Raw genomic sequence first — 12,150 nt, forward strand, 5'->3', positions numbered from 1 at the left:
ATGCAAAGTGCGTGCCAGCGCCTGTGCACCGGATCGGGGAACCGCTGCGGCGGCGTGGGGGCGCGTGTCAGGGCTGGGTGTGGTTGCGGGGTAGGCCGCTGGCGGCGGGTGGCCCCTTCCGCGAATGTCCCCCGCCTTCGGCTCCTCCTTTATTTCGCTGCAGGGGCCACCCACCACCAGCGGCCAGGGCACGCTCTGAATGTTCAGCGCGAAACGGTCACGCTGCGTCCAGGATCAGGGCGGTGGGGCACGCTGCGCAGCGAAATAAAGGAGGAGGCCGCAGGCCGGGGGACATTCGCGGAGCAGCGTGCCCCACCGCCCTGATCCCGCCCCGGACCCTCGGCCGCCCCGGAACCCCAGCGCTCAAACCAATGGCGGACTTTGTGAGCGCGAGACCGTCAGGCCTGCGGAATACCGGCGCCCGCGAGCACGAACGCCACCAGCTCGCGCGCGATCGGCTCGCGATCCAGTGGCGCGTCAGCCGGCAGGCCAAGCATCACGCGCGTCTGCAGCGCGTAGTCGGCGTAGCTCTGGGTCATGGCCCAGATGTGCATCAACAGCAGCCGGGCATCGAGCGGGCGCATCTGGCCCCGCGCGATCCAGCCGTTGATGATGTCGACCTTCTTCTGCGTCCAGGCCCGCGCGTTGGGCCAGTAGCGGTCGAGGTTGCGGCCGCCATCGAGCACCTCGCGCGTGAAGATGCGCGAGATCTCGGGGTTGTCGAACGCGTGATCCAGCTTCTTTCGGATGTAGTCGCCGAGCACCAGGCCGGGATCCTTGGCATGGTCTTCGAACGCGAACACCACCTTCCAGTCGTGCAGCACCTGCATCAGCAACTCTTCGTACAGCTCTTCCTTGCCGGCGATGTAGTAGTGCAGCTGGGGCTTGGTCAGCCCGGCCCGCGCCGCGATCGCCTGCGTCGAGGTGCCCTTGAGTCCGTGCAGGCTGAACTCCGTCACCGCCGCCTCGCGGATCGCCGCGAGGATGCGCTCGCGCCCAGGCCGCGCGCGCGACAGCGGGCCGTCGGGCGCAGGCATCTGCTGCGCGCTGATCGCGGGGGTGGAAGCGGTGTCGACGTTCATGGTGACGATTTGGGCAAGGCGCAGACGATGGTAATCCCTCCCGATTCCGCGGCGGCATGGCTGCATGTGCGCTCGGCATCGAAGGCAGGCGCATCGCGGCACGGTTCCTGTATCTTCCTCGGCGCCCGACACATTCCGAACATATTCACAGGAGCTTTTATGTACCTTTCTCCCCGTTTCCGTGCATTCGCCGCAGGGGCCGCGCTGCTGGCCGCCGGCGCGCTGGCGCATGCCCAGTCGCTGCCCAACGTGGTGATCCTCGCCACCGGCGGCACCATCGCGGGTGCCGGCGCTTCGGCAGTCAATAGCGCCACCTACGCGGCCGCCAAGGTCGGTGTCGAGAAGCTGATCGCCGGTCTGCCGGAGCTCTCGAAGGTCGCCAACGTGCGTGGCGAGCAGGTGTTCCAGGTCGCTTCGGAAAGCCTCACGAACGACAACCTCCTCACGCTGGCCAAGCGCGTGTCGGCCTTGGCCAAGCAACCCGACGTCGACGGCATCGTCATCACCCACGGCACCGACACCGTGGAAGAAACCGCCTACTTCCTGACGCTCACGGTGCACACCAACAAGCCCATCGTGATGGTCGCCTCGATGCGTCCGGGCACTGCGCTGTCGGCCGACGGCGCACTGAACCTGTACGACGCAGTCAGCGTGGCCGGCAGCAAGGACGCGATGGGCAAGGGCGTGCTGCTGACCATGAACGACAGCATCGAGAGCGGCCGCGACGTCAGCAAGAACTTCAACATCAAGCCCAGCGCATTCGTCAGCCAGTGGGGCTCGCTCGGCATGGTGGTGGAGGGCAAGAACTACTGGTTCCGCGCACCGGTCAAGCGCCACACCATGAACTCCGAGTTCGACATCGACAAGATCACGGCGTTGCCGCCGGTCGAAATCGCGATGGGCTACGAAGGCGTGGCCTCCACCGCGATCGATGCGCTCGGCAAGAGCGGCATCAAGGCACTGATCCACGGCGGCCCGGGCAACGGCTCGGTCGCCGACCGCATCGTGCCCAGCCTGCAGAAGGTGCGCGGTGACGGCATCGTGGTGATCCGCGCTTCGCGCGTGCCGGACGGCTTCGTGATCCGCAATGCAGAGCAGCCCGACGACAAGTACGACTGGGTGGTGGCGCACGACCTGCGTCCGCAGAAGGCGCGCATCCTGGCGATGGTGGCGCTCACCAAGACCAACGACACCAAAGAGTTGCAGCGGATCTTCTGGGAGTATTGAGTCCCGTCAGCGCCGGCCTTGCCGGTGCCGCGCGAACTCGAGGCCGGCCACGCAAACGCCAGCCCATGCAAGGCCCGAGAGCAGGCCGGCGGCCACGTCGCTCGCAAAGTGCACCCGCAGAAATACGCGGCTGCATGCGATGCCCAGCACCAGCGCCACGGCGGCCATCGCCGCTGCCGCATGCCAGCGTGGCGGCAGCATGCGCAGCGCCACGTAGAGCAGCATGCCGCCGGCCACCATGGCGCCCGAGCTGTGTCCGCTGGGGAAACTGAAGCCGGTGGCTTGTGCCAGCCCGTCGTCGTGCAGCGGCCGGGTGCGCTCGAACACACCCTTGAGCACCGGGTTCAGCACTGCGTTGCCGCCCAGCGCCAACAGCCAGCCGACGGCCAGCAGGCGCGCGCGCTTCCACCACAGCCACCCGGTCACGACCACTCCGAGCAGGGCCAGCGCCAGCGGGTCGCCCAGGTGCGTAAGCAGCGCGAACACGCGCAAGGCGGTCGCAGGCGTGTGCTGCGCGATCGCGTCGGCCAGCGCCTGATCGGCCAGCCCCATGGTGTTGCCGGGGCCGAGCCGGCGGGCGATGGCAGCGAACAGGCTGGCCGCACAGACGATCAGCGCGAAGCCGGCGGCGAACGCCGCGACCAGCCGCACGAGAGTGGGCGGTGGGGCATCCTCGGCCGCGCTGCGGCGGGCGCGGCGCCGGTGCAGCAGCCAACCGGCCAGGCCGGCCAGCGCCACCGCGACGGCCAACGTCGCAAGGAACGCGGGCAGGGCATGTTCGCCCCATTGCTGCGCGAACCCGACCAGCGGTGCTGCGTCAGCCGGCATGCGGGACCGTGGCCATGTCGGCCAGCGGGAGCGTGTGCGAGGCCACCTGCTCGAAACGCTCGGCGCCTCGCGCGCAGTCCCAGCGCTCGACCGTACAGTGACGCGCCGCCACACCGCTCGCATAGCGGATGAGGTTCACCGAATTCGGCGCGCCGGCGCGCACCCGCGTCGAAACGGCCGTGCCGGCCTGCACGGCCCACAGCGCGCGTGCGCAGTCCGCAAACGTCTCATGGAGGGGCCACACAAACGGCAGATGGATGTGTCCTCCCAGCACGAGGTCGGCCCCCGCTGCGGCCCAGCGCGCCACCGCCGCCTCGCGCCCGTGCAGGCGATTCGATGCGTCCTCGGGCAGCGTCACCGCGAGCGGCTGGTGCACCACCACCACGCGCAGTTGCTGCGGCGTGGCACGCATGAGCCGGGCCGCGACGCGCTCGACCTGCGCGGCCGACACCTCACCGTCTTCGTGGCGGTACCAGCGCGTGGTGTTGACCGCGATGGCCAGGCACCCGGCCGATTCGAACACCGGTTCCAGTTCAGCCCCGAAGGCTTCGCTGTAGCGCCCGTAGGGGTCAAGCAGCCGCGTGCCGAGCGCGAACAGCGGAATGTCGTGATTGCCCGGCAAGGCCAGCACGGCCGGCGCGCCGAGCGAATCGACAAAGGCGCGCGCTGCGCTGAACTGGGCGCGCGTGGCGCGCTGCGTGATGTCGCCCGAGAGCACCACCAGCTCGGGCGCCTCTGCGTGCGCCAGTCGCGCGAGCGCCCGCACCACCGGTGCCTGCTCGGTGCCGAAGTGCGTGTCGGAAATCTGCAGCAATACCGGGTTCATTGGCGCGCAGCCTCCAGTTCGGGAGCGACGTCCGGGCGCACCAGCCAGAGCGGTTCGGCCGAGACCCGAAACTGCAGCGGCATCTGCATCCAGCCGATTTCTCCGTCGGTCGCGACCTTCACGCGGCGGCGGTTGCGCATTGGCTGCACCGTCAACGCCTCAAAAGAGAAGCTCTCGACGCTCTCGGCCTCGCCGAGCCGGCCCAGCGCCCCGCGCGCCACGAGTCCGAGCATTGTGAACGCGCTCCGTGGCTTCAGCGCAATGGCCGCCAGTTGCCCCTGCTCCGGCGCGTCGGCTTCGGCCAGGCCGACCTGGTGCATCTGCAAGGCGTTGTTGGCCACGACCAAGGTCTGCGTGCGGATGTCGCGCTGCTGCCCGTGCCAGGCCATGTGCAGATGCCAGGGCCGTTCGCCGCGCAGCACGGTGACCAGGGCCGACCACAAGGCCACCCAGCGGTGCCGGCCATACTGCGCCTTGAAGGCTTCGCGGTCTTCCAGCAGCTTGGCGTAGAGGCCCATGCTCGCATTGACCAGGAACACGCGGTCGTTTACAAGGCCGACCTGCACCGCGCAGGGCGATTCGTTCAGCAACACCTGGAGCGCTTCGGCCGTGTCCGACGGAATGCCATGCGTGCGGCTGAAATAGTTGAAGGTGCCCTGCGGCAGCACGCCGAACGCGCAGCCGCTGCCGAGCGTGGCCTGGGCCACGGCGTTGATGGTGCCGTCGCCCCCCGCGGCCACGACCACGCCGTGCAACTCGCGGGCGCGGTCGACCGCCTCGCGCGCCAATGCCTGCAGCCGACCGGGCGAGTCAACCTGGTAGATGCGGTAGTCCCGGCCCGCGGCCGCACACCCTGTTTCGATGGCCAGCCGCGCGTCGGAAGCCGCGCCGCTGCCCGAGCCGGCGTTCAGCACGATCAGCAAGGGAGGGCGGGGGGCAATGTTGAGCGGCGTCATGGGCGGGCGCGCCAAAGGCGCTGTCAAAGCCGCTGTTTATCGCAGCGCCGCCGGCCCCGCCGCGGCGGGCAATGGCGCAACCGCTTGTCGGAGAGTTGCCCCGCTGCCAATCGCTTGAGGCTTTCAGCGCCCCTGCACACCGGCGTGTCGGCCTGGCAGGCAGACTGGCCATCGGGCCTGCGTGGCCACCCCCCTAAAATCACCCCCTTCGCGGGCGACGCCCGTGCTCCCGTTCCATGCCCGGCCACGCCGGCCAGCCTCATGTTGACCTTTCAGCAAATCATTCTCAAATTGCAGTCGTACTGGGCCGACCAGGGCTGCGCCTTGCTTCAGCCCTACGACATGGAGGTGGGCGCCGGCACTTCGCACACGGCCACGTTCCTGCGCGCGCTGGGCCCGGAACCGTGGAAGGCCGCCTACGTGCAGCCGAGCCGCCGCCCCAAGGACGGCCGCTACGGCGAGAACCCCAACCGCCTGCAGCACTACTACCAGTACCAGGTGGTGCTGAAGCCGGCACCGTCGAACATCCTCGAGCTGTACCTCGGCAGCCTCGAGGCGCTGGGCTTCGACCTGAAGAAGAACGACATCCGCTTCGTGGAAGACGACTGGGAGAACCCCACGCTCGGCGCCTGGGGCCTGGGCTGGGAGGTCTGGCTCAACGGCATGGAAGTGACGCAATTCACCTATTTCCAGCAGGTTGGCGGCATCGACTGCAAGCCGATCACCGGCGAGATCACCTACGGGCTCGAACGCCTCGCGATGTACCTGCAGGCGAAGGAAAGCATCTACGAACTGGAATGGGCGCCGGGCGTCACCTATGGCGACGTGTACCACCAGAACGAGGTCGAACAGTCGACCTACAACTTCGAGCATTCCGATGCCGAGTTCCTCTTCACCGCGTTCAACGCGCACGAGAAGCAGGCCAGGCACCTGATGGAAGTGCAGCTTGCACTGCCGGCCTACGAGCAGGTGCTCAAGGCCGCCCACAGCTTCAACCTGCTGGACGCGCGCGGTGCCATCAGCGTGACCGAACGCGCGGCCTATATCGGCCGCATCCGCAACCTCGCGCGCAGCGTCGCGCAAAGCTACTACGAGAGCCGCGAACGGCTCGGCTTCCCGATGGCGCCGCGTGAGTGGGTAGCCCAGATCCCGCAGAAGAAAGCAGCCTGAGCGATGAGCATGCACAACAACAAGAACCTGCTGGTCGAACTGTTCGTCGAGGAACTGCCGCCGAAGGCACTGAAGAAGCTTGGCGACGCCTTTGCCGGCGTGCTGCGCGACCATCTGTTGGCGCAAGGCCTGGTCGGTACGGCCTCGGTGCTGACCGCTTTCGCCTCGCCGCGCCGCCTCGCTGCGCACCTGACCGATGTCGCGGCGCAGGCCGCCGACAAGGCCGTCTCGCAAAAGCTCATGCCGGTGACGGTGGGGCTCGACGCAGCAGGCAACGCCACGCCCGCACTGCTCAAGAAGCTCGGCGCGCTGGGCGCCGACGCCTCGGCGGTTGCCGGCCTCAAGCGTGCGCCCGATGGCAAGGCCGAAGCGCTGTTCTACGAAAGCACCGTTACTGGTGCGACGCTGGCCGAAGGCCTGCAGAAGGCGCTGGCCGAGGCCATCGCGAAACTGCCGATCCCCAAGGTCATGAGCTACCAGCTCGAAACCAATTGCGAGCTGCCGGGCTGGAGCAGCGTGAGCTTCGTGCGGCCGGCGCATGGCCTGGTCGCGCTGCACGGCAGCGAGGTGATCGCGGTCGAAGCGCTCGGGCTCCAGTCGGGCCGCGACACGCACGGCCACCGCTTCGAAGCCAAGGTCGATCCGGTGGTGCTGCGCGATGCCGACAGCTATGCGCAGCAGCTCGCCGACGAGGGCTCGGTGATCGCCGGCTTCGGCATGCGCCGCAGCGAGATCGCGCGCCAGCTGGCCGCGGCCGCGGCGAAGGTCGGCGGCGGTGCCAGGCCGATCGAGGACGATGCGCTGCTCGACGAGGTGACGGCGCTGGTCGAGCGCCCGAACGTGCTGACCTGCGCCTTCGAATCCGAATTCCTGGCGGTGCCGCAGGAATGCCTGATCCTCACGATGAAGGCCAACCAGAAGTACTTTCCACTGGTCGATGCGCAGGACAAGCTCACCAACCGGTTCCTGGTGGTGAGCAACATCACCCCCGACGATGCAAGCGCGGTGATCGAAGGCAACGAGCGCGTGGTGCGCCCGCGCCTGGCCGATGCCAAGTTCTTCTTCGACCAGGACCGCAAGAAGTCGTTGGCCTCGCGCGTCGAGTCGCTCGGCAAGGTGGTTTATCACAACAAGCTCGGCACGCAGGGCGAGCGCGTGACGCGCGTGATGCACATCGCGCGCGCCATCGCCGAGAAGCTCGGCGACGCGAAGCTCGCGGCGCAGGCCACCCAGGCCGCGCACCTGGCCAAGGCCGATCTGGTGACCGACATGGTCGGCGAGTTTCCCGAGCTGCAGGGCACGATGGGCCGCTACTACGCGCTGCACGACGGCCTCGACGCGGCCGTGGCCGATGCCATCGAAGACCACTACAAGCCCCGCTTTGCCGGCGACACGCTGCCGCGCGGCGAGGTCGGCGTCGTGGTGGCGCTGGCCGACAAGCTCGAGACGCTGGTCGGCATGTTCGGCATCGGCAACCTGCCGACCGGCGACCGCGACCCATTCGCGCTGCGGCGCCATGCACTCGGCGTGGTGCGCATGCTGGTGGAGCGCGCGCTGCCGCTCCATTACTACGAACTCACCCGGCTGGCGTTCGAGGCCTTCGGGCCGTTGCTGGCGAAGAATCCGTCGGTCGAACTCGACGAGTTCCTGGTCGAGCGGCTCAAGGGTTATCTGAAGGACACGGGCCACTCGGTATCGGAAGTCGATGCTGCGGTCTATGCCCGCAAGCTCACCGAATGGTCGAGCCTGCCGAAGCGGCTGACGGCCGTGCGCGCCTTCGCCGCATTGCCCGAGGCGCCAGCGCTCGCCGCGGCCAACAAGCGCATCGGCAACATCCTCAAGAAGTCGCCCGAAGCAGCCGACGCCCATGTGAGCGAGTTGCTGTTGCAAGAGCCGGCCGAAAAGGCGCTCTTCGCAGCGATGCAGCAGGTCGTGCCCGCCGCCGACGCCCGGTTCGACGCGGGCGACTACACCGCCTCGCTGCAAAGCCTGGCCGCACTGCGCGCACCGGTCGACGCCTTCTTCGACGGCGTGATGGTCAATGCCGAGCAGGCCGATCTCAGACTGAATCGTCTGGGCCTGCTCAAATCCCTGCACGAAGCCATGAACCGCGTGGCCCAGCTGGAGCGGCTGGCAACCTGAAGTCGGGCGCTCAATAATCGACGCAATGAACCGGCAGCAGCAACTGGATCAGTTTTCCCTGGCCCTGCATCGAAGCGCCATCGCCATGCTTCGTCGCGAGCCCGGTATGCGTGCGCGGCCACTGGACACATTGCACCGCTGGCAGCGACAGGCCGGCGCCACGCGATCCGATGCGCTTTGGGGCGAATGGGAGCAGCTTCTCGGGGGGGACTTCGCGCTGCTCGAACAGGCCGCACTCGCCGAATCGGATCATGGCCAGTTGCTGCGCAGCGTGTCGCCTCTGGGCAGTCTCGTCGATCAGCACGAGCGGATGGCGCTGCTCCGGCACGCGCGCGCACAGGCCGCCGCGCAATGAAGCTCGACGAATTGCATCACGTGCTTCGCGCCTCGGCTGCCATAGCGAGAGAAAACTCGATGGTTGTCGTCGGCAGCCAGGCAATCCTGCTGTTGATGGATGTGCCGCCCGAGGCATTGCTGGTGTCGCGTGAGGTCGATCTTTATCCCGCCCTCCATCCGGAGCGGGCCGATCTGATCGACGGGGCGATCGGCATGCATTCCAGTTTTCACGAGACCTTCGGCTACTTCGCCGACGGCGTGGGCCCCGAAACGGCCGTGATGCCTGCGGACTGGATGACCCGATCGAGTCTTCACTACATCGGCGATGTCACGGCGATCTGCCCTGAATTGCATGACCTCGTTGTTTCGAAATGCGTGGCCGGTCGCGAGAAGGATGCCGACTTCGTTCGCGAGTTGCTGAGATGCGACCTGGTCTCGATCACCACGCTGCGTGAACGGGTCGCGATGCTGGACGGCGCGAGACACCCGCTGGCGCATATCCTTGCATGGATCGATCGCCGCGCGATCGAAGCGAAAGCCACACCATGAAACTCGTCATCCTCGACCGCAACGGCACCATCAACGTGCACCGAGAAGACTTCGTCAAGAGCGACGTCGAATGGACGCCGCTGCCCGGCGCGCTCGAGGCCGTCGCACGGCTCAACCACGCCGGGTGGCATGTGGTGGTTGCATCGAACCAGTCGGGGCTCGGCCGCGGCCTGTTCGACGTGGCCTCGCTCAACGCGATGCACGCCAAGATGCACAAGATGCTGGCCGCGGTGGGTGGGCGCGTCGATGCGGTGTTCTATTGCCCGCACAGCCCCGACGAGGACTGCGAATGCCGCAAGCCGCGCCCGGGCTTGTTTCACCAGATCGGCGAGCGCTACGGCATCGACCTGGCCGGCGTGCCGACCGCGGGCGACAGCCTGCGCGACACGCTGGCAAGCGCCGCCGCCGGCTGCGAGCCGCACCTGTTGCTGACCGGCATGGGCGAGGCCTGCCGCAACGTCGACCCGCTGCCCCCGGAGTATCCGCCCGGCACGCGCGTGCACGAGAACCTTGCCGCCTTTGTCGACTTCGTGCTCGCGCGCGAGGAGCGGCGGGCGCTGGAAGCCAAAGAAGAAGCTTGAACCGATGGCCCTGATCCGCTCCGTCATCCATGCACTGTGGATGCTCATCACCGTGATTCCCTGGGGAATCATCATGGTCGTCAGCTCGCTCTGGAGGCGCGGCATTCCGCTCTACTGGATGGCCGAGCGCTGGCTGAGCTGGGCCATCGGCGGGGCGCGGCTGATCCTTGGCATCCAGACGCGCGTCACCGGCATGGAGAACCTGCCGACCGAGAAGAAGGCCGGCGCGATCCTGCTGGTCAAGCACCAGTCGACCTACGAAACCTTCCTGATGCCGACGCTGATGCCGCACCCGCTGGCCTATGTGTTCAAGAAAGAGCTGATCTACGTGCCGTTCTTCGGCTGGGCGATGGCGCGGCTCGACATGATCCACATCGACCGCAGCCAGAAAGCGCAGGCGTTCAACAAGGTGGTGGCCCAGGGCAAGCTGCTGCTGGCGCAAGGCATCTGGATCATCATGTTTCCCGAAGGCACGCGCATCCCGCGCGGCCAGAAGGGCACCTACAAGTCGGGCGGCACGCGGCTAGCCTGCGAAACCGGCGCACCGGTGATCCCGATCGCCGTCACCTCCGCCAAGGTCTGGCCGCGCAAGGCGTTCGTCAAACGGCCCGGCATCGTCGACGTGTCGATCGGCCCCGCGATTCCGAGCACCGGGCGCAAGCCTGACGAGTTGATGCGCGAAGTCGAAGCGTGGATCGAAGCCGAGATGCGCCGGCTCGATCCCGAGGCGTACTCGTAGAGAGCACGACCATGCGCGGCCTGCTGCATTTCACGCTCGACCTGTTCGACGGGTTGTCAGCGGATGCACCCGAGACGCCCGTTCCGTCGGGCGAGAAATTCAAGCCGGATCGGCCTCCAGCGCCCGTTCTGCCCGCAGACCCGGTGCTGTCGCTGGCCGACGCACTGACTCCCGCGCGTTTCGCCCATCCGCGCGCGAGCCGGGAGGTGCAGTTTGGCAACGCCCGGGTCGCCTATGAGTTCACGCGCGGGCAGCGCCGCACCATCGGCTTCGTGGTGGGCGCCGAGGGGCTGTCGGTGCGGGCGCCGCGCTGGGTGGCGCTGCGCGACGTCGATACGGCGCTGCAGGAAAAGTCGGGCTGGATCCTGCGCAAGCTGGCCGAGGCGGATCAGCGCCACGCCAGGCTCGAAGCCACGCGCATCGAGTGGCGGGATGGCGTGAGCTTTCCGTTTCTGGGCGAGCCCGTGGTGGTGCGGCTCGACCCGAAGCATGGTTTCAAGGGCGTCGGCGCGGTGCTCGAGACAACCGACCCGGATGCACCACGCGTATTGCGCATGGCGCTGGCGAACAACGCCACGCCGGCCCAGATCCGCGATGCCTCACAGGCGTGGCTCACGCGGCAGGCGCGGCGCATCTTCATCGAGCGGCTCGACCATTTCGCGCCGCAACTCGGCGTCCGCTGGAACAGGTTGTCGCTGTCGAACGCCTCCACGCGCTGGGGCAGTGCGAGTGCCGACGGTGCGATCCGCCTGCACTGGCGGCTGATCCACTTCCGCATGCCGGTGATCGACTACGTGGTGGCGCACGAACTCAGCCACCTGCGCGTGATGAACCACAGCGCGCGCTTCTGGGAAACGGTGGAGAGCGTGGTGCCGGACTACGGCACGCTGCGCAAGCAGCTCAAGGACGAGTCGATACCGCGCTGGAGCTGAAGTTCAGCGCGCGTAGGTGACGCCGCCGTCGACGATCAAGGTCGAGCCCATCACGTAGTCGCCGGCGCGCGAGGCCAGGTAGATCGCGGCTCCGGCCATGTCTTCGGGGGTGCCGATGCGGCCCGCAGGAATGCGGCCCTTCACTTCGTCGCCGTGGTCGCGCGCGTCCTTGTTCATGTCGGAGGCAAACGCGCCGGGCGCGATCGCGCTGACCACGATGCGCTCCTGCGCCAGCCGCAGCGCCATGCGGCGCGTGAGGTGGATCAGGCCGGCCTTGCTGGCCGCGTACGAGTAGGTTTCCTGCGGGTTGACCGACACGCCGTCGATCGACGCGATGTTGATCACCTTGGCCAGGTGGTCGGCGGCGGCGGCCTTGAGCATCGGCGTGAGCGCCTGGGTCAGGAAGAACGGGGTTTTCAGGTTCAGGTCGACGACCTTGTCCCAGCCGCTTTCCGGAAACTCGTGGTACGGCGCACCCCAGGCGGCCCCGGCGTTGTTGACGAGGATGTCGAGCGTCTTCTCGTGCTTGCCGTACGCGGCGACCAGCGCCTGCGCGCCTTTTAGCGTCGACACGTCGGCCGGCAGCGAGACGCAGTGGCCGAAGGCCGAAAGCTCTTTGGCAGTCTGGTCGCAGGCCGCGGCCTTGCGCGCCGAAATGTAGACGCGAGCGCCCTGCGCCAGATAGCCCTCGGCAATCATGCGGCCGATGCCGCGCGAGCCGCCGGTGATGAGTGCCGTGCGGCCGTCGAGCGAGAAGAGTCGGGTGGTGTCCATGTGCGGGT

General features: G+C 67.7%; 13 protein-coding genes. 8 read left to right on the forward strand and 5 right to left on the reverse strand.

Going from position 1 to position 12,150, the window contains the following annotated elements:
- Positions 1–398: 398 nt before the first annotated feature.
- Positions 399–1,082 carry a TetR family transcriptional regulator C-terminal domain-containing protein gene (locus tag ACSFA8_RS17630; protein ID WP_435480779.1) on the reverse strand — a complete coding sequence of 228 codons (684 nt, stop codon included), beginning with the start codon at positions 1,080–1,082 and terminating at the stop codon, positions 399–401.
- Positions 1,083–1,241: 159 nt separating this feature from the next.
- Between ACSFA8_RS17630 and ACSFA8_RS17635 the strand changes: the two genes are divergently transcribed.
- Positions 1,242–2,309, forward strand: a complete 1,068-nt coding sequence (locus ACSFA8_RS17635; protein ID WP_435480780.1) for a type II asparaginase — start codon at positions 1,242–1,244, stop codon at positions 2,307–2,309.
- Positions 2,310–2,315: 6 nt separating this feature from the next.
- On the opposite strand, the gene ACSFA8_RS17640 is transcribed toward ACSFA8_RS17635, so the two are convergent.
- Genes ACSFA8_RS17640 through ACSFA8_RS17650 form a run of 3 tightly spaced genes read right to left on the reverse strand, consistent with a single transcriptional unit; the run spans position 2,316 to position 4,919 of the window.
- Complete coding sequence (locus tag ACSFA8_RS17640) at positions 2,316–3,137, reverse strand: phosphatase PAP2 family protein (protein WP_435480781.1); 822 nt, start codon at positions 3,135–3,137, stop codon at positions 2,316–2,318.
- A complete protein-coding gene (locus ACSFA8_RS17645; RefSeq protein ID WP_435480782.1) occupies positions 3,127–3,963 on the reverse strand; it encodes a metallophosphoesterase family protein in 837 nt (278 codons plus the stop codon). Before ACSFA8_RS17645 ends, ACSFA8_RS17640 begins: the two co-directional genes overlap by 11 nt.
- A complete protein-coding gene (locus tag ACSFA8_RS17650; protein ID WP_435480783.1) occupies positions 3,960–4,919 on the reverse strand; it encodes a diacylglycerol/lipid kinase family protein in 960 nt (319 codons plus the stop codon). The genes ACSFA8_RS17645 and ACSFA8_RS17650 overlap by 4 nt, the downstream gene beginning before the upstream one ends.
- A gap of 261 nt (positions 4,920–5,180) precedes the next feature.
- On the opposite strand from ACSFA8_RS17650, the gene glyQ reads away from it, so the two are divergent.
- The 7 genes from glyQ to ACSFA8_RS17685 are packed head-to-tail and all read left to right on the forward strand — an operon-like array spanning position 5,181 to position 11,368.
- Complete coding sequence (gene glyQ / locus ACSFA8_RS17655) at positions 5,181–6,089, forward strand: glycine--tRNA ligase subunit alpha (RefSeq protein ID WP_435480784.1); 909 nt, start codon at positions 5,181–5,183, stop codon at positions 6,087–6,089.
- A gap of 9 nt (positions 6,090–6,098) precedes the next feature.
- Positions 6,099–8,231 carry a glycine--tRNA ligase subunit beta gene (glyS, locus tag ACSFA8_RS17660; RefSeq protein WP_435480888.1) on the forward strand — a complete coding sequence of 711 codons (2,133 nt, stop codon included), beginning with the start codon at positions 6,099–6,101 and terminating at the stop codon, positions 8,229–8,231.
- Positions 8,232–8,256: 25 nt separating this feature from the next.
- The gene (locus ACSFA8_RS17665; protein ID WP_435480785.1) at positions 8,257–8,586 is read left to right on the forward strand and encodes a hypothetical protein; all 330 of its coding nucleotides are present in this window, start codon (positions 8,257–8,259) and stop codon (positions 8,584–8,586) included.
- Positions 8,583–9,116 carry a DUF6036 family nucleotidyltransferase gene (locus tag ACSFA8_RS17670; protein ID WP_435480786.1) on the forward strand — a complete coding sequence of 178 codons (534 nt, stop codon included), beginning with the start codon at positions 8,583–8,585 and terminating at the stop codon, positions 9,114–9,116. The genes ACSFA8_RS17665 and ACSFA8_RS17670 overlap by 4 nt, the downstream gene beginning before the upstream one ends.
- On the forward strand, positions 9,113–9,697 hold the full coding sequence (gene gmhB, locus ACSFA8_RS17675) for a D-glycero-beta-D-manno-heptose 1,7-bisphosphate 7-phosphatase (protein ID WP_435480787.1): 585 nt from the start codon (positions 9,113–9,115) through the stop codon (positions 9,695–9,697). The genes ACSFA8_RS17670 and gmhB overlap by 4 nt, the downstream gene beginning before the upstream one ends.
- Before the next feature lie 4 nt (positions 9,698–9,701).
- A complete protein-coding gene (locus ACSFA8_RS17680; RefSeq protein WP_435480788.1) occupies positions 9,702–10,436 on the forward strand; it encodes a lysophospholipid acyltransferase family protein in 735 nt (244 codons plus the stop codon).
- Between the two features lie 11 nt (positions 10,437–10,447).
- Positions 10,448–11,368: a M48 family metallopeptidase gene (locus ACSFA8_RS17685; RefSeq protein WP_435480789.1), complete on the forward strand. Its 921-nt coding sequence runs from the start codon at positions 10,448–10,450 to the stop codon at positions 11,366–11,368.
- Between the two features lie 3 nt (positions 11,369–11,371).
- On the opposite strand, the gene ACSFA8_RS17690 is transcribed toward ACSFA8_RS17685, so the two are convergent.
- Entirely contained in the window at positions 11,372–12,142 is a 771-nt protein-coding gene (locus ACSFA8_RS17690) for an SDR family oxidoreductase (protein ID WP_435480790.1), read from the reverse strand.
- Between the last annotated feature and the right edge of the window lie 8 nt (positions 12,143–12,150).

This window comes from Variovorax nitratireducens, assembly GCF_051216545.1.
Taxonomy (GTDB): domain Bacteria; phylum Pseudomonadota; class Gammaproteobacteria; order Burkholderiales; family Burkholderiaceae_C; genus Variovorax.